Here is a 20,132-nt window from a genome sequence, read left to right as displayed (position 1 = left end):
TATGTATGATTATCTAATCGTTGGTGCTGGTTTGTCTGGAGCAATTTTTGCTTATGAAGCAACAAAGCGTGGAAAAAAAGTAAAAGTTATTGATAAACGTGACCACATTGGTGGGAATATCTATTGTGAGAATGTAGAAGGTGTTAATGTTCATAAGTATGGTGCTCATATCTTCCATACTTCTAATAAGAAAGTTTGGGATTATGTTAATCAATTTGCTGAGTTTAACAACTACATCAATTCGCCTGTAGCTAATTACAAGGGTAGCCTTTATAATCTACCTTTCAATATGAATACTTTCTATGCTATGTGGGGGACAAAAACTCCTCAAGAGGTCAAAAATAAGATTGCTGAGCAAACGGCTCACATGAAAGACGTTGAACCGAAAAACTTGGAAGAACAGGCTATCAAGTTGATCGGTCCAGATATTTATGAAAAGTTGATTAAAGGATATACTGAAAAGCAATGGGGACGTTCCGCGACTGACCTTCCACCGTTTATCATCAAACGTCTACCAGTTCGTTTGACTTTTGATAATAACTACTTCAATGACCGTTACCAAGGTATTCCAATTGGGGGGTATAACGTTATCATCGAAAATATGCTGAAAGATGTTGAAGTAGAACTTGGAGTTGACTTTTTTGCCAATCGTCAGGAATTAGAAGCTTCTGCTGAAAAAGTTGTCTTTACAGGGATGATTGACCAATACTTTGACTATAAACATGGTGAGTTAGAATACCGTAGTCTTCGTTTTGAGCATGAAGTTCTAGATGAAGAAAACTATCAAGGAAATGCTGTTGTAAACTACACAGAACGTGAAATTCCTTATACTCGTATTATTGAGCATAAACACTTTGAATACGGAACACAAGAGAAGACGGTTATTACTCGTGAATACCCAGCTGATTGGAAACGTGGTGATGAACCTTATTATCCAATCAATGATGAGAGAAACAATGCTATGTTTGCTAAATATCAAGAAGAAGCAGTGCAGAATGATAAGGTAATTTTCTGTGGACGTTTAGCTGATTACAAATACTACGACATGCATGTGGTCATTGAACGTGCCCTAAATGTTGTAGAGGAAGAGTTTAAATAAGATAATGAAGGATAAAATTGATAGATGAAATATTATCTAAAAGAAGAATTTCTGAAGGATTCTGGTGCTCGAAATGCGGGAAATAAAGCTCGAAATGATGTTGAAGAAATAGTAGTTCGTGAGGGCTATAGTCCTTTGTTATTAATGGTAGATGATTGGTATCAAATGGGGACTATTAGAGCCCAACGACACAAGGCTAAAGCACTATCCAAAGCTATCTCTAAGTTAAAGGACGGGGATCAGCTACTGATTCAATTTCCTATGCTTCATCATAGTTTCTTTACGACTCATTTAGTCAAAAGAATGCAACGTAAAGGAGTGAAGGTTCACTTTATTATCCATGATTTAGAAGTTTTGCGCTATGCTAATTTGGATACAGTACCCTTGAAGCATAAGATTCGTGTTCATCTTCAAGAGTCAAGTCTTTTGAAACAAGCTGATGGTCTTATTGCTCATAATCCAGTTATGAAATCAGTGCTTGTTGATAAGGGAATTTCTGAGAAAAAAATAGTTAGTTTAGGCATTTTTGACTATCTGATCCCGAATTATCAGGATAAAGAAGATTTATCGAAGGAAGGGGCTATTATTGTAGCTGGAAATTTAGCTCAAGAAAAAGCAGGTTACCTGTATGAGTTGCCTGCAAGACCAGCATATAACCTCTATGGTGTTGGTTTTGATGAGGCTAGAAAACTATCCAATGAAACTTATTTTGGTTCATTCCTTCCAGATGAACTTCCTTCAGCATTAGAAGGAAGCTTTGGTTTAGTCTGGGATGGTGATAGTTCTAAAACCTGTAGCGGAGTCTTTGGTGAGTATTTGAGATACAATAATTCCCACAAGGCATCCCTTTATTTGGCTTCTGGTTTTCCTATTATTGTTTGGAGGCAATCTGCTTTGGCTAATTTCGTCTTAGAAAAAGAGTGTGGAATTAGTGTTGAGAGTTTACTTGATTTAGAAGAAGTATTGGAACATTTGTCTCAAGAAAAGTATCAAGATTTGGTCAAAAATGCTAAGTCTGTAGGTCAAAAAATTCGTGAGGGTTCATATCTTCTTTCCGCATTGCAAGCTTTAAATGAATGAATCTAAAAATTTCTTAAATAGATAGATGGGGGAATTACTGGATTCCCTCTTTTCTTATATCAAGAGAGATTTAAGTGGAGAATGAAAGAACTATATTATGAAATCTATCATCCGTGTAATTCATTTTAAGACTATTTTTCAGAATATATCAAATTAATTCAAAGATTCTGAAAATTCTGTTGACATGTTTGTGAAAAGAGGCTATAATGGATAGAAAGTTTTCAAAGGAGAAAAATAATGAAAAGTTCAAAATTTCTTGCCCTTACGGGTGTTACTTTATTGGCAACTGGTGTTTTAGCTGCTTGCTCTGGCTCAGGTTCAGGTGCTAAAGGTGAGAAGACATTCTCATACATTTATGAAACGGATCCTGATAACTTAAACTATTTGACAACTAATAAGGCGGCGACAGCAAATATCACTAGCAACGTAGTGGATGGTTTGTTAGAAAATGATCGTTACGGTAATTTTGTACCATCAATGGCCGAAGACTGGTCAGTATCAAAAGATGGTTTAACTTATACCTATACTATTCGTAAGGACGCAAAATGGTATACATCTGAAGGTGAAGAATACGCAGCAGTTAAAGCGCAAGACTTTGTTACGGGTCTAAAATATGCAGCAGATAAAAAATCAGATGGACTTTACCTTGTGCAAGATTCAATCAAAGGATTGGATGCTTATGTGAAAGGTGAAATCAAAGATTTCTCACAAGTCGGTATTAAGGCTCTTGATGATCAAACAATTCAGTACACTTTGAATAAACCAGAAAGTTTCTGGAATTCTAAGACAACAATGGGAGTAATGGCTCCAGTTAATGAAGAGTTCTTAAATTCTAAGGGAGATGATTTTGCCAAAGGAACAGATCCAAGTAGCATTCTCTACAATGGTCCATTCTTGCTCAAATCTATTGTAGCTAAATCTTCTGTTGAATTTGCGAAAAATCCAAACTACTGGGATAAGGATAATGTCCATATTGATAAGGTCAAATTATCATTCTGGGATGGACAAGATACCAACAAACCGACTGAAGCCTTCAAGGATGGAAGCTTCACCATGGCCCGTCTCTTCCCAACGAGTGCTAGCTATCCAGAGACTGAGAAATCATTTAAAGATAATATTGTTTATACCCAACAGGATTCAACTACTTACCTGGTAGGTACTAACATTGATCGTCAGTCATATAAATTTACATCTAAGACTACAGATGAACAGAAGACATCAACTAAGAAAGCACTTCTTAACAAAGACTTCCGTCAAGCACTTGCATTTGGTTTTGACAGAACAGCCTATGCTTCACAGGTCAATGGTGCGAGTGGGGCAACTAAACTTCTTCGTAACTTGTTTGTACCTCCTACATTTGTACAAGCAGATGGAAAAAACTTTGGTGAGTTAGTCAAAGAAAAATTGGTAACTTACGGAGATGAGTGGAGTAATGTTAACTTAGCAGATGCTCAAGACGGTCTGTACAATCCTGAAAAAGCTAAAGCAGAATTTGCTAAGGCTAAGACTGCTCTTCAGGCAGAAGGAGTACAGTTCCCAATTCATTTGGACATGCCTGTTGATCAAACTAACACAACAAAAGTTCAACGTGTTCAATCTTTCAAACAATCAGTTGAAGCAACTTTGGGAACAGAAAATGTTGTTGTGGATATTCAACAACTTCAAAAAGACGATGTCTTCAACATTACTTACTTTGCTGAAACAGCTGCTGGCGAAGATTGGGATATCTCAGATAACGTTGGTTGGTCTCCAGACTTTGCAGACCCATCTACTTACCTTGATATCATCAAGCCATCTGTTGGAGAAAATACTAAGACTTATCTAGGATTTGATTCTGGAACTAACAATGCTGCTGCTAAGAAAGTTGGTTTGGAAGATTATGAAAAGATGGTTGTAGAAGCTGGTGAAGAAGTTAGCAACGTTTCAAAACGTTATGAAAAATATGCTGCTGCCCAAGCTTGGTTGACAGATAGTGCCTTGATTATTCCAACAACATCACAGACAGGTCGTCCAATGTTGTCTAAGATGGTACCATTCACACTTCCATTTGCTTATTCTGGAAACAAAGGAACAAGTGAAGCTCTCTTGTACAAATATCTAGAAATTCAGGATAAAGCTGTGACAGTTGATGAGTATCAAAAAGCTCAAGAAAAATGGATGAAAGAAAAAGAAGAGTCTAACAAAAAAGCTCAAGAAGAACTCGCAAAACATGTGAAGTAGATTTTAAACATCTATAGAAACAGAGTGATAGAGGATTTGGCATTCGATAGGAATGCTAAATCCTTTTTATTCTATGATAACTCCTTCTAAATGGCAGAGTATTATTTTGCAAGAATAAAGAAAAAATTAGCAATTTTCCTAGCTTTTCTATTGCTTTATCTGTCAATATTTGTTATATTAAAAGTGCAATTATTTTTTTTATAAACGTTAAACATTGCACTTTTCAGATGGAAAGGAGTATTTTTCGAACAAGAAATGTAAACGCTTACGAAAGTCGATGAAAGGAATTAGGGGTTAATGGATAAACGATTTTTTGAAAAACGCTGTACATACAGTATTCGTAAATTTGCACTAGGTGCTGCTTCAGTTATGATTGGGGCTAGTTTTTTTGCTACTGCTCCAGTAATGGCTAACACACCAACAGTTGGCTCAACAGATAATTTGCCAAGTGAGTTGGCTGATTTGGATAAAAAAGCGAGCGATAATGGACGAGAGTTCGATAAGGAAGCTGCAGCAGCAAATCCAGGTTCTGCTGAAACAACAGATGGACCAAAAACTGAAGAAGAGTTATTAGCTCTTGAAAAGAAAAACAAAGAAACTACTGACAAGTTGCCGAAAGAATTGGAAGGCAAAGTTGAAAAAGCTACTGATAATGGTAAAGAGGTAAATAAAGACCAATTAGCACAAGATACTGGTAGTCTAGTTCCTGAAGATGTTGCCAAAACAAAAAATGGAGAATTGAACTATGGCGCTACTGTTAAGATTAAGACTCCATCAGGAGAAGGTAGTGGTATTGTCATTGGTAAGGACCTTGTTTTGACTGTTTCTCACAACTTTATCAAGGATCAACAAGATGGAAATATTCGTAAGGTTGTGGATAATGATAAAGGGGATGGCGATATTTTTAGTATATCCTACCCTGGTTTAGAAGATGTAAAATTTAGTAAAAAAGATGTGATTCACTGGGATCGGGATGGCTATCTAAAGGGTTATAAGAACGATTTGGCTCTTGTAAGATTGCGTACAGTTCTTGAAAATGCTCCTGTAGAAGTTACTGAAAAGCCAGTTGTTAAGAAAGTTGGGGATAAAGTCAATATGTTTGGCTATCCTGCTGGTAAGTTGGCACCAGTTATTAATAGTGCTGTGGATTTTGCTGAATCTTATGGTGAAGGTGTTCAAGGAGTTGGCTATCAAGGTGGACAACCAGGTGCTAGCGGTGGCGGTATCTTTGATACGGATGGTAAATTGATTGGGGTTCATCAAAATGGTGTGGTTGGAGTCCGTAGTGGAGGCATCCTTTTCTCTCCAGCTCAATTAAAATGGATTCAAGATCATATTAAGGGAATCTCTAGTTCAAAACCAGCGAATTTAGAGGAAACTGAAAAACCAGTTGAAGAAAAGCCAAAAGAAGATAAGCCGAAAGAAGAAAAACCAGCGACAGCTAAGCCAGAGACACCAAAGGAAGTCACTCCTGAATGGCAAACTGTAGCAAGAAAAGAACAACAAGGGACTGTAGCCATTCGTGAGGAAAATGGTGTTCGATACAATAAGTTGTCTTCAACAGATCAAAATGACAATGCCAGCAAACCAGCCTTGTTTGAAAAACAAGGATTGACTGTGGATGCGAATGGGAATGCGAATGTAGATCTCACTTTCAAAGAAGAATCTGAAACAGGCAAATCACGTTTTGGTGTTTTCTTGAAATTTAAAGATACAAACAATAATGTCTTTGTTGGATATGATAAATCAGGTTGGTTCTGGGAATACAAGACACCAGGTAATAGCACATGGTATCAGGGTGGTCGTGTTGCAGCTCCAGTAAATGGCTCAGTGAATCATCTGACTATTAGCTTAAAATCAGATGGTCAGCTGAATGCAACAAATAATGATGTAAAACTTTTTGATACAGTTACTTTACCAGCTGCTGTTAATGAAAATCTTAAAAATGAAAAGAAAATCCTACTTAAAGCTGGTACATATGGTACTGAAAAGACAGTTGTGAATATTAAGACTGACAATCAGGATGGAGTTCAAACTACTGAAGCCACTGCTGAAAAAGAAACTGGTGCGGTGGTAGATGATAGTAAAGTGACTTATGATACCATCCAATCTAAAGTCCTAAAAGCAGTGATTGACCAAGCTTTTCCACGTGTCAAGGAATATACGCTGAATGGCCATACTTTACCTGGACAGGTTCAACAACTTAAGAAAATCTTAGTAAACAATCACGAAATTACACCTGAAGTCACCTATAAGAAGATCAATGATACTACTGCAGAGTACTTGATGAAGCTTCGTGATGAGAAGAATTTCATCAATTCAGATATGACCGTACGTTTGCAAGTTGTGGACAATCAATTGCACTTTGATGTAACCAAGATTGTCAACCACAACCAAGTTACTCCGGGTCAGAAGATTGATGATGAAAGAAAACTTCTCTCCTCTATCAATTTCTTAGGGAACTCACTTGTGTCGGTTTCAAGCGATCAAGCTGGAGCTAAGTTTGATGGGGCAACTATGTCAAATAACACGCATGTCAGTGGAGATGACCATATTGCCGTAACCAATCCAATGAAGGACTTGGCTAAGGGGTATATGTACGGTTTTGTTTCTACAGATAAGCTTGCTGCAGGTGTCTGGAGCAACTCTCAAAACAGCTACGGTGGTGGTTCGAATGACTGGACTCGTTTGACAGCATTCAAACAAACTGTTGGAAATACAAACTATGTAGGGATCCAAAGTTCCGAATGGCAATGGGAAAAAGCATATAAGGGCATTGTCTTCCCAGAATATACCAAAGAACTTCCAAGTGCCAAGGTTGTGATTACTGAAGACGCCAATGCGGATAAGAAAGTGGACTGGCAAGATGGTGCCATTGCTTATCGTAGTATTATGAACAACCCTCAAGGTTGGGAAAAAGTCAAGGATATCACAGCATACCGTATTGCGATGAACTTTGGTTCTCAAGCACAAAACCCATTCCTTATGACCTTAGATGGTATCAAGAAAATCAATCTCCATACAGATGGTCTTGGACAAGGTGTTCTCCTTAAAGGGTATGGTAGTGAAGGTCATGACTCAGGCCACTTGAACTATGCTGATATTGGTAAACGTATTGGTGGTGTCGAAGACTTCAAGGCTTTGATTGAGAAAGCGAAGAAATATGGAGCTCATCTAGGTATCCATGTTAACGCTTCTGAAACTTATCCTGAGTCTAAATACTTTAACGAAAATATTCTTCGTAAGAATTCAGATGGCAGCTACAGCTATGGTTGGAACTGGCTAGATCAAGGTATTAACATTGATGCTGCTTATGACTTGGCGCATGGTCGCTTAGCTCGCTGGGAAGAATTGAAAAACAAACTTGGTGAAGGTCTTGACTTTATCTATGTGGACGTTTGGGGCAATGGGCAATCAGGTGATAATGGTGCCTGGGCTACCCACGTTCTTGCTAAAGAAATTAACAAACAAGGCTGGCGCTTTGCGATCGAGTGGGGTCATGGTGGTGAATACGACTCTACCTTCCAACACTGGGCAGCTGACTTGACCTATGGTGGCTACACTAATAAAGGTATCAACAGTGCTATCACGCGCTTTATCCGCAACCACCAAAAAGATTCTTGGGTTGGGGATTACAGAAGTTACGGTGGAGCAGCTAACTATCCACTTCTAGGTGGTTACAGCATGAAAGACTTTGAAGGTTGGCAAGGAAGAAGTGACTACAATGGCTATGTAACCAACTTGTTTGCTCATGATGTCATGACCAAGTACTTCCAACACTTCACTGTAAGCAAGTGGGAAAATGGTACACCAGTCACTATGTCTGATAACGGTAGCACCTATAAATGGACTCCAGAAATGCGAGTGGAATTGGTAGATGCTGATAATAACAAAGTTGTTGTGACTCGTAAGTCAAATGATGTCAATAGCCCGCAATACCGTGAACGTACAGTGACTCTCAATGGACGTGTCATCCAAGATGGTTCAGCTTACTTGACTCCTTGGAACTGGGATGCAAATGGTAAAAAACTTCCTGCTGATAAGGAAAAAATGTACTACTTCAATACGCAAGCTGGTGCAACAACTTGGACACTTCCGAACGATTGGGCAAAGAACAAGGTTTACCTTTATAAATTAACTGACCAAGGTAAGACTGAAGAACAGGAAGTAGCTGTGAAAGATGGCAAGATTACCCTTGATCTTACTGCAAATCAACCATATGTTCTCTACCGTTCAAAACAAGCCAATCCTGAAATGTCATGGAGTGAAGGTATGCATATCTATGACCAAGGATTTAACAGTGGAACTTTGAAACACTGGACTATTTCTGGAGATGCTTCTAAGGCAGAAATTGTCAAATCACAAGGCGCAAATGAAATGCTTCGTATCCAAGGCAACAAGAGCACAGTTAGCCTTACTCAGAAACTGACTGGCTTGAAACCAAATACTAAGTATGCCGTTTATGTTGGTGTTGATAACCGTAGTAATGCTAAGGCAAGTATCACAGTGAATACTGGTGAAAAAGAAGTAACTAGCTATACCAATAAGTCACTAGCTCTTAACTATGTTAAGGCCTATGCCCATAATACTCGTCGTGATAATGCTACAGTTGACGATACAAGTTACTTCCAAAACATGTATGCCTTCTTTACAACAGGTTCAGATGTATCAAATGTCACTCTTACTTTGAGTCGTGAAGCTGGTGATGAAGCAACTTACTTTGATGAAATTCGTACCTTTGAAAACAATTCAAGTATGTACGGAGATAATCATGATACAGCTAAAGGAACATTTAAACAAGACTTTGAAAATGTCGCTCAAGGTATTTTCCCATTTGTAATTGGTGGTATCGAAGGAGTTGAGGATAATCGTACTCACTTATCTGAAAAACATGATCCATATACACAACGCGATTGGAATGGTAAGAAAGTCGATGATGTCATCGAAGGAAATTGGTCATTGAAGACAAATGGACTAGTTAGCCGTCGTAACTTGGTTTACCAAACAATTCCTCAAAACTTCCGTTTTGAAGCTGGTAAGACTTATCGTGTAACCTTTGAATATGAAGCAGGCTCTGACAATACCTACGCCTTTGTAGTCGGTAAGGGAGAATTCCAATCAGGACGTCGCGGTAATCAAGCAAGCAATTTAGAAATGCATGAATTGCCAAATACTTGGACAGATTCTAAGAAAGCTAAGAAGGTAACCTTCCTCGTAACAGGTGCAGAAACAGGCGATACCTGGGTTGGTATCTACTCAACTGGTAACGCAAGCAATACTCGTGGAGATTCTGGTGGAAATGCTAACTTCCGTGGTTACAACGACTTCATCATGGATAAACTTCAAATCGAGGAAATCACTCTAACTGGTAAGATGTTGACAGAAAATGCTCTGAAGAACTACTTGCCAACGGTTGCTATGACCAACTATACTAAGGAATCTATGGATGCCTTGAAGGAAGCTGTCTCTAACCTCAGTCAAGCAGATGATGATATTAGCGTGGAAGAAGCGCGTGCTGAAATTGCTAAAATTGATGCTCTGAAGAATGCCTTGGTACAAAAGAAAACAGCCTTGGTAGCAGAAGACTTTGAAAGTCTAAATGCTCCAGCGCAAGCGGGAGAAGATTTAGCAAATGCCTTTGATGGTAACTTGTCAAGTCTATGGCATACGTCTTGGAGTGGTGGAGATGTTGGCAAACCTGCAACTATGGTCTTGAAAGAAGCGACAGAAATCACTGGCTTCCGTTATGTGCCACGTGGATCAGGATCAAATGGTAACTTGCGTGATGTGAAACTGGTTGTGACAGATGAGTCTGGTAAAGAACATACTTTCACTGCAACTGATTGGCCAGATAACAATAAACCAAAAGATATTGATTTTGGTAAGACAATCAAGGCTAAGAAAATTGTTTTGACAAGTACTAAGACTTATGGAGACGGTGGTGATAAATATCAAGCTGCTGCTGAGTTAATCTTTAGTCGTCCACAGGTTGCAGAAACAGCTCTTGATTTGTCAGGTTATGAAACAGCTTTAGCGAAAGCTCAAAAATTGACCAGCAAAGAAAATCAAGAGGAGGTAGCAAGTGTAGTAGCTAGCATGAAATATGCTACGGATAACCATCTCTTGACTGAAAGAATGGTTGCCTACTTTGCAGAATATCTTAACCAACTACAAGATCAGACTGCTAAACCAGATGCTCCTACAAGTAGCAAAGGTGAAGAGGTGGCACCGATTCTTGAAGTGCCTGAGTATAAAGGCTCGCTTGGAACAGCAGGTGAAGAAGTACCACCAATTCTTGAGTTACCTGAGTATAAAGGCCCAGTTGGAACAGAAGGTGAAGAAGCAGTTGTTAATGAAGTTCCAGAATACAAAGGCGGCGTCAATGCGACAGAAGCAGCTGTCAATGAAGTTCCAGAATACAAAGATGGAGTCAATGCAGTAGAAGCAGCTGTCAATGAAGTTCTAGAATACAAAGGCGGTGCGAATGCAGTAGAAGCAGCTGTCAATGAAGTTCCAGAACACAAAGATGGTGCGAATGTAGCAGAAGTATTGGTTCATGAATTGCCAGAATATAAAGGTGGCGCTAATGCAGTAGAAGCCTTAGTTCATGAATTGCCAGAATATAGAGGTGGCGCTAATGCAGTAGAAGCTTTGGTAAACGAAAAGCCAGCCTACACAGGACTATTGGCTACGGCAGGCGATCAAGCAACACCAACTGTTGAAAAACCTGAGTATCAGATTAGTCAATTGGGCCAAGGAAAATTTGCAGAATCTAAAACTTCAGTTTCAACAGAAGAGCAGAAGAGATTGCCAGAAACAGGAGAAAGCCAATCTGATACAGCTATCTTCCTAGCTGGCGTCAGTCTTGCCTTATCTGCTGCTGTCCTTGCAACAAAACGTAAAGAAAATTAAAGAAGACTGGATTTTAGAGTTTAAAGGAACTAGAATTCAGACAGAAATAACTTAGTTGGAGAGAACCTCTAGGTTCTCTCCATTTTTAAATGGGAAATGAGACCGCTTACTCTAATAAGTGGATGAAAGGAATAGGAGAAAAATGGATAGACATTTTTTTGAAAGACGCTGTCACTATAGTATTCGAAAATTTGCAATTGGTGCAGCCTCTGTAATGATCGGTGCCAGTATCTTTGGTGCAAATGTAGTGCAAGCTGCAGAGACAGGTGGAACTCCTGAGAAAGAAGGAACAATCACACAAGCTCAGCCCCTAGATAAGTTGCCAGACGATTTAGCAGCTGTTTTAAAGAAAGCTGAATCAGAAGCAACGGCAGATGCAGGACATGAAGAAAATCATGGAAATACTGTAGGAACAAGTCCTACAGCAACTGAAGAAACAAGCTCAGCAACAAGTTCAACAGCTCCCAAACCAGCTGAGACTCTGAAGCCATCTGAAACACCAAAAGCAGATTCTAAACCTGTAGAACCAGCTACACCTACACTCAAACCAGTTGAAAAGCAGATTGAGGATAGGGAAGACCGTAACCATTTAGAAGGTGCTACAGCCCAAGCTAATAACTATGAAACTGGTACTCCGTATACAGCTGACAAGGCAGTGGACGGTAATCCGGATACTCGCTGGGCAACTAATCAAAATATTGAAAAGCCAACCTTTGAATTAACGCTGCCAAAAACAACATTAATTAGACATGTGGAAATTGATTGGGATCGTCGCGTTCGCAATGGTCAAAATGATCCAAATATCAAATCTTGGAGCCTCTACTATGCAGGTCAAGATGATGTAAATGCTAGTGGAGAAAAACAATGGAAGCTAGCTCATACCAAGACTGGAGAACCTGTTTTAGATGAGAAAGTTGACTTAGCTAATAGTATTCAAGCTAAATATCTCAAGTTAGAAATCAATGACTATCAAGCGGGCACAATGGGCTGGAGAAACGTTGGTATTCAAGAAATTCGAGCTTATTCGAATATTCCTGATACAAGTAAGGTAACGGATATCCGTCAGGTTACAGAATTGACTGTAGCTAAAGATGGACAGTCTCTTGTCTTGCCAACTCTACCAGGAAAAGTCAGTCTTATCGGTAGCAACAAACAAGGTGTGATTGACCTTCAAAATCATATTTATAAACCTTTGACTGATCAACGCGTTAAGGTTATGGTAGAGCAAATTAAAGATTCACATACCTTTACTAAAGAATTTGAAGTAGTCATCAAGGGGCTACATCAGGACGAAGGTGTAGGTGTCAAACCAAAAGTAGCACCAGCTGTTCAACAATGGTATGGAAAAGAAGGTCAATCTTCTATCACTTCAGATACAGTTCTTGCGACAGGAGATTCAGGCTTTGATCAGGCTGCAACCTTCTACCAGTCAGACCTTGCAAGCCGTGGATTGGAACTTGCGACAGGTGACAAGCAGGCTCAAAAACGAATTGAATTTAAAAAAGTTGAAAATAAGGGTTATGGTAAGGAAGGCTATGGCCTCACTATCCAAGATGGTGTCATTACTATCGAAGCTGCAACGAACACAGGGGCCTTCTATGCTACTCGTACTCTTCTTCAAATGGGGGAAAGCAATCTCCAAAATGGAGAAATTCGTGATTTCCCAAGCTTTAGTCACCGTGGCTTTATGCTAGATACAGGTCGTAAATTTATTCCTTATGATACCCTTGTAGACATCATGCTCAACATGGCTTACTACAAGATGAACGACTTGCAGTTGCACCTCAACGATAACTATATCTTTCTAAAGGAACACTTGGCAGGTAAGAACCTAACACAAGAAGAAGAGCTTAAGTATGTTCTAGAACATGCTAAGACAGGTTTCCGTGTAGAGACAGATATTGTCGGTAAGAATGGTCAAAAATTAACATCAGATGAGCACTATACTAAAGAAGAGATGCAAAATCTGATTAAACTTGCTAAGGCCTTGCATATCAATCTAGTTCCAGAAATTGACACACCAGGTCATGCTCTGTCATTTGTCAAAGTTCGCCCTGACCTCATGTATCAAGGTAGCCTGAGCGATTACAGAGGTAAACATAACGTAGAGCGCGTAGCTATGCTCGATCTAGATAATAAATACGATGAAACGCTGACTTTTGTCAAATCAGTTTATGACAAACTTCTTGATGGTCCAGATGCACCACTTCATGGGGTATCTACTGTTCATATCGGAACGGATGAATACTACGGAAGTAGAGAAAGCTATCGTCGTTATGTCAATGACCTTATTAAATACATTAAAGGGAAAGGCTATACACCTCGTATTTGGGGATCGCTCAGTGCGAAACGAGGTAAAACAGCTGTTGATTGGAAAGATGTAGAAGTTGATATCTGGAGTATTGGCTGGCAGCAACCAAAAGAAGCTATTGCTCAGGGAGCTAAGATTATTAATATCACAGATATCCCAACATATAGCGTTCCGAATGGAGATAATCGTCAAGCTGCTTATGGTGATTATGCTAACTATGAAACTCAATATAATGGTTGGACACCAAACGATTTCCGAACAGGTCATGGTCCACTTCTAGAAGCATCAAATCCAAATATAATTGGTGGTGGCCACGCAGTTTGGAATGACAATATCGACCTTCATGAGACAGGTTTGACATCTTATGATATCTTTAAACGCTTCTTCAAGAGCATGCAAACAACTGCAGAACGCACTTGGGGATCTGACCGTGCGGCAGCGACATTTGCAGAACGTATCCTACCAGCGAGCCCTTATGCGCCACAGTCAAATCCTGACAGAGCGATTAATCAAAGTGATTTGTTTACTATCAATCCTGAAACTGTGAAGAATTATGCAAGTAAGAAGGTGAAGACAAGCGATCAGGGATTGGCTTTTGAGAAAGATAGCAGTATCGAAGGCCTGGCAGGTGACGTCGGTCCAAGTCATGTCTTGAAGTTTGATGTAACTGTCACTGGAGACGGTGAACAAACCTTCTCAACAAGTGGAGATAACCGTATCTATCTAGCTGATAAAGACGGCTATCTTGCTTATCAATTTGAACAGTTCCATATCCAGTTCAAGAAAAAACTTGAAAAGAACAAACGTTATCAAATCTCTATTGTGACTAAACCACAATCAACGGAATTCTATGTGGATGGTGAGAAGATTGAACGTATCGCAAATCCAGCTCACCCTCGCTTTGCCCACAATAGCTTGGTTCTACCGCTTGAAAGTATCGGTGGTTTCAAAGGAATCTTACATAGTGCAGAGTTGTCAGATAAACCATTTGTAAATCCTCGTTTGATTCCAACAGATCATTTCACAGTTTCTGCAACTAGTCAAGAAACACCAGGAACAGCGACTGAAGGCACTGTTGAAAAAGCCTTTGACAATGATCCAAACACCTTCTGGCATACTAAATGGACTGGTGATACTGCTCCGTACACTCTTTCTATGACTTTGAAAGAAGCAGAAAAAGTCAATGGTTTGACTTATCTCCCACGTCCAGGTGGTGGAAATGGAGTCGTGACTCGCTACGAGATCTATGCACAAAAAGATGGCCAAATGGTCAAGGTTTCAGAAGGAAACTGGGACAACAATACCCAAGAAAAAACAGTCAACTTTGCTCCTGTTCAGACTAACAAGGTTGAGTTGAAAGTTCTAGCAGGTGTTGGGGGCTTTGCAAGTGCAGCTGAAGTTCATCTATTGAAACCTATCAAAGAGGGACAAGAAACACCAGCACAACCATCTACACCTGAAACTCCAAAGGTAGAGCAAACAGGTGATGGAACAGTTGAACTACCGGATCAATTTACTGCAAGCAAACCAGCTAGCGAAGATAGCATTGCGGCTGCCAGCAAGAGCGCAGATTATCTCAAGAAAGAGTACAAGGTCTTTCCAACTCCACAAAAAGTGACTTATGGAGAAGGAGTAACAGCTCTTCGTAAGCAGGTCAATCTGGTAATGGGAGATCAACTCGATGTCTATACTCGTAATCGCTTGAAGAGTGTCTTGCAGGACAATCAAGTATCCTACACTACTAGTAAATCAGCAGTTGCTGGCGCAACGAATATCTATCTTGGAGTACATGGACGAGGAACACAAGCAGAACAAAACTTGTCTAATGTTTCAGCGGGTCTCTTTGACAAAATTGATGCTTATGCTCTGACCATCAAGGACAACTCAATTTCCATCGTCGGAAAAGACACAGATGCGGTCTTCTATGGTTTGACAACCTTGAAACACATGCTCAAGGAAAGTCAAGTTCCAGTTCTTCGCAATGTGACAGTGGAAGATTACGCTGAAATCAAGAACCGTGGTTTCATCGAAGGTTACTATGGAAATCCATGGTCTAATGCAGATCGTGCTGAACTCATGCGTTTTGGTGGCGATTTGAAATTGACCCAATACTTCTTCGCACCAAAAGATGATCCATACCACAACAAGAAATGGCGTGAACTTTACCCAGAAGAAAAACTAGCTGAAATTCGTGAACTTGCTCGCGTCGGAAATCAAAGTAAAACTCGCTATGTCTGGACCATCCATCCATTCATGAACAACCGTATCCGCTTTGGTAATGAAGCGCATTACCAAGAAGACTTGGCAACCATCAAGGCTAAATTTACCCAGTTGATGAAAGTGGGTGTCCGTGAATTTGGTATTCTAGCCGATGATGCACCAAGCCCAGTTGGAGGCTACAATAGCTACAACCGCTTGATGCAGGATATGACCAACTGGTTGACAGAAATGCAAGGAACTTATAGCGGTCTTCGCAAAGAAATGATCTTTGTACCTGGTCAGTATTGGGGTAATGGGCGTGAAGCAGAGTTGAAATCTCTAAATGAAAATCTTCCAAGTTCAACCTCTATGACTTTGACGGGTGGTAAGATTTGGGGTGAAGTTTCTGAAGGTTTCTTATCAACTCTCAAGAACAATCTAACTGCAGGTGGTAAAACTTATCGTCCAGTATCACTTTGGGTGAACTGGCCAGTTACAGATAACTCTAAACAACACTTGATTCTAGGTGGTGGTGAAAAATTCCTTCATCCAAATGTAGATCCAAGCTTGCTGTCTGGTATCATGTTGAATCCAATGCAACAATCTGAACCATCTAAGATTGCCCTCTTTGCTGGAGCTCAATATACATGGAAACAGTGGAAATCAGAAGAAGAAGCTAAGAAACTCAATGACATTGCCTTCAACTTTGTTGAAAATGGTCATTTTGAAGATAGCAAGGTATCAGCAGCCTTCCGCGAACTCGGTAAGCACATGATCAACCAAAACATGGACGGTCGTGTCGTTAAACTAGAAGAATCAGTTGAATTAGCTCCAAAATTGACAGACTTCATGACTAAGCTCAAAGCGGGTCAGGATGTAACTGCAGAGCGTGTAGCCTTGCGTGCAGAATTTGCCAAGATTAAAGAAGCAGCTGAACTTTATAAAGCATCAGGTGATCAAAAAATGGTTGCACAAATCCACTATTGGTTGGATAATGCAATCGACCAAATGAATGCCCTTGATGCCTTCCTAACAGGAACAGAGGCTATGACTACAAATGATGCAGCCAAACTTTGGGACAGCTACTATAAAGGTTTGAAATTGTATGAACAGTCTCAAACTCATACCTTCCATTATGTAGACCATCTTGAAAAGGCTGAATTGGGTGTTCAACATATCCGTCCATTTATCCTATCTTTGAAAGAAGTTCTAGCGTCTGAAGTTCAAAAAGTCTTGCACCCTGACAAAATCATCAGCACCTTTATTACCAATCGAACAGGTGTAGAAGGTGGTTTGGCAGAAGTAACGGATGGTGACTTGGCAACTCATGCCTTGATTAAATCACCAAGTAGTATCAAGACAGGTGATTATATCGGTATGAAATTCAACAAACCGGTAGATATCCAAACCTTGACCTTTGCTATGGGAACTCAGGCAAATCCACATGATACCTTTAGCAAGGCTGAAGTGCAGTATTTGGATGAAAATGATAACTGGGTAACCTTGAAAGAGCCAAGCTATGTCGGAAATGAATCTATTCTTAAATTTGAGAATCTCTATATTAAGGCTAAGGCAGTTCGTATGGTTGCGACAGAAGAACGTGAAAATACCTGGTTTGCGGTTCAGGAAATTGCAGTCAACCGTCCAGTTGAAAAAGCACGTGGTCAACAAGCGACGACAGTTAGTCTTAGCTCAAACTTAGTTTACAAACTAAATACCTCAGCCCGTCAAATCACTGATGGCAAGGACAATACAGAAGCCATGATGGCAAATGCTGACGGTAGCAATACGACTCCAGTAGATGCCTGGGCACAGCTTGACCTCGGTGAAATCAAGTCAGTGACTAAAGTTCGTCTTCGCCAAGGAACTGATGATAAACTTGCCACAGGTGTACTTGAGTACTCTACAGATGGAATTGCATGGCAAGAATTAGATCGTTTGGCAGGAGAACAAACTAAGGAAGTGACTAGAGCTATCAATGCTCGTTACATCCGAGTGCGAAATACCAAGGCAAGTGACATTTGGTGGCGTATCCAAGACTTCTCTGTTGAGACACGTTCTGGAAATAGCGACTTAACAGACACCAATGTGGATGGCTTGAAAGAAACGCCAGTAGTGGATAGCTTGGGACGTTATGAACTTCAAATTCCAGCTGGAACTAAACTTCCTGCGAATAGCTATCTAGGTATGAAGCTTGATCGTATCCATCAAGTCAATAGCATCCAGCTCCAAGGCCAGGCTAACCAAGCACTTAGCCTAGAGTACTCTGTAAATGCGCAAGAATGGACACCAGCTAGCCAGTTGACAGACAGATCTGTCGCAACCCACTTGGTACGTTACGTTCGTCTTGTGAATAAAACAGACCAAGAGCAGGCTGTTCCATCTACCTCACTCCTAGTAACTACCAAAGAAGTCCAACCAACCAAACTAGAATCTACAACTATGGGCATTCATCCAACATACGGAAGAAATGATGTTCGTAAGATTAATAACCTAGATCAATTGTTTGATGGTGTCTACAACAACTTCGTTGAGTTTTCAGACTATGCCCATAAAGATGGCCATGTAACCTTGAAACTTGGTAGCGAACGCACTATCAAGAAGATCAGAGCTTACATCCAAGACGGAACTCAAAACTATCTTCGTGATGGTAAAATCCAAGTCAGCCAAGACGGTAAAACTTGGACGGATGTTGTGACAGTGGGAGATGGTGTAGCCAATAGTACACACGATGATTCATTGACAGATGGTTGGACACATGATTCTAAGATGCCAGGAAATCGCTATATCGAGGGTGAATTGACGACACCAGTCAAAGCAAACTATCTTCGTGTCCTCTATACAGCTGACTATGATGCTCGTTTTGTAGGATTTACAGAATTGGTGATTAATGATGGCGAATTTGTCAAACCAATTAATGATCCAACTGTAGAAGGAAACGGTGGCGAAAGCCGAGGCAACTTCTATACTAATCTCGTAGACGGAAAAGTTTTGACTAGCTACAAGGCGGAAAATGATAAGGGTGAATTGGTTTACCACTTGTCTGAACCAACCAATGCTAACCATCTTCGTCTCGTTTCAAGCCTTCCTGAAGGAGCGAAAGCACGAGTTCAAGCGAGAACACTTAAGGATGGACAAGAAAGTTGGGCAGATCTTGGTGCCATTACATCTAGTCTCCAAACCTTTGCTATCCGAAATGGTGGTTCTCTTCTAGATGTTAAACTGGTCTGGGAAGGTGGCAAGGCTGAGTTTTATGAATTGGCGAGCTTCTATCAAGAATTGACAGAAGAACCTGTTCAATCAAGCAAGGGTGAAGAACCAGCACCAGTGCTTGAGGTACCTGAATTTACAGGTGGTGTGAATGCAGTTGAAGCCTTGGTAGATGAACTTCCAGCCTACACAGGCCCAGTATCAACCGTAGGCGATCAAGCCGCTCCAACAGTAGAGCAACCAGAGTTCCAGAGCGGTGTGAATGCAGTTGAAGCTTTGGTCAATGAGCTACCAGTCTACACAGGTCCAGTAGCAACCGTAGGCGATCAAGTTGCACCGACAGTAGAAAAACCAGAGTTCCAAGGTGGAGTCAACTCCGTTATGGCCTTGAAACATGAATTACCAGAGTACACAGGTCAGGTATCAACCGTAGGAGACCAACCAACTCCGACGGTAGAGAAACCAGAGTTCAAGGGTGGAGTCAACTCCGTTATGGCCTTGAAACATGAACTACCAGAGTACACAGGCCCATTGTCAACCGTAGGCGACCAAGCCGCTCCAACAGTAGAGAAACCAGAGTTCCAAGGTGGAGTCAACTCCGTTATGGCCTTGAAACATGAGCTTCCAGAGTACACAGGTCCATTATCAACCGTAGGAGACCAACCAGCACCGACAGTAGAAAAACCAGAGTTTAAACTAAGTTCGTTAGAAAGAGCTCAGACTCCAGAAGCACCAGTTCAAGTTGCCAAGGAAGACAAGAGATTGCCAGAAACTGGTGAAAAACAGTCAGAAACAGCTATTTTCTTAGCAAGTGTTGGACTAGCCTTATCTGCTATCTTTGTAGCAAAAAGTAAAAAAGATTAGTTGTGTATGACAATTAAACTCTTTCTTAATAGTATTCTAAATCAGTGGAGTGTATAGAACAAAAAACCTGAGAAGTAAAATTGGCCTTCTCAGGTTTTTCTTATCTAATTAGGCTCTTTGTCAACTGTAGTGGGTTGAAGAAAAGCTAAGCTCGAGAAAGGACAGATTTAGTCCTTTCTTTTTTGATATTCAGAGCAATAAAAATCCGTTTTTTGAAGTTTTCGAAGTTCCGAAAAC

At 40.3% G+C, this 20,132-nt stretch carries 5 protein-coding genes; all 5 read left to right on the top strand.

Annotated features, from left to right (window positions below):
* The first annotated feature begins 1 nt into the window (after position 1).
* Positions 2-1,099, top strand: a complete 1,098-nt coding sequence (gene glf / locus FBF73_RS00025; RefSeq protein WP_136936597.1) for a UDP-galactopyranose mutase — start codon at positions 2-4, stop codon at positions 1,097-1,099.
* A 24-nt stretch (positions 1,100-1,123) separates the two neighbouring features.
* The gene (locus FBF73_RS00020; RefSeq protein ID WP_136936596.1) at positions 1,124-2,179 is read left to right on the top strand and encodes a sugar transferase; all 1,056 of its coding nucleotides are present in this window, start codon (positions 1,124-1,126) and stop codon (positions 2,177-2,179) included.
* 237 nt (positions 2,180-2,416) lie between these two features.
* Positions 2,417-4,399: a peptide ABC transporter substrate-binding protein gene (locus tag FBF73_RS00015; RefSeq protein ID WP_136936595.1), complete on the top strand. Its 1,983-nt coding sequence runs from the start codon at positions 2,417-2,419 to the stop codon at positions 4,397-4,399.
* A 297-nt stretch (positions 4,400-4,696) separates the two neighbouring features.
* Positions 4,697-11,311, top strand: coding sequence for a SpGH101 family endo-alpha-N-acetylgalactosaminidase (locus tag FBF73_RS00010; protein ID WP_136936594.1), 6,615 nt, complete (start codon positions 4,697-4,699; stop codon positions 11,309-11,311).
* A 142-nt stretch (positions 11,312-11,453) separates the two neighbouring features.
* Positions 11,454-19,895 (top strand): SIALI-17 repeat-containing surface protein, encoded by an 8,442-nt coding sequence (locus FBF73_RS00005; protein ID WP_136936593.1) that lies wholly within the window; start codon positions 11,454-11,456, stop codon positions 19,893-19,895.
* The last annotated feature ends 237 nt before the right edge of the window (positions 19,896-20,132 follow it).

It is taken from the genome of Streptococcus mitis (genome assembly GCF_005144795.1).
GTDB lineage: Bacteria > Bacillota > Bacilli > Lactobacillales > Streptococcaceae > Streptococcus > Streptococcus mitis_BB.
Note: the sequence above shows the minus strand (reverse complement) of the source record. Positions and strands in the feature narration are given on the sequence as shown.

Coding starts and splice junctions, on each gene's coding strand:
- glf (WP_136936597.1), top strand. CDS start 2: ATGTATGATTATCTAATCGTTGGTGCTGGTTTGTCTGGAGCAATTTTT.
- FBF73_RS00020 (WP_136936596.1), top strand. CDS start 1,124: ATGAAATATTATCTAAAAGAAGAATTTCTGAAGGATTCTGGTGCTCGA.
- FBF73_RS00015 (WP_136936595.1), top strand. CDS start 2,417: ATGAAAAGTTCAAAATTTCTTGCCCTTACGGGTGTTACTTTATTGGCA.
- FBF73_RS00010 (WP_136936594.1), top strand. CDS start 4,697: ATGGATAAACGATTTTTTGAAAAACGCTGTACATACAGTATTCGTAAA.
- FBF73_RS00005 (WP_136936593.1), top strand. CDS start 11,454: ATGGATAGACATTTTTTTGAAAGACGCTGTCACTATAGTATTCGAAAA.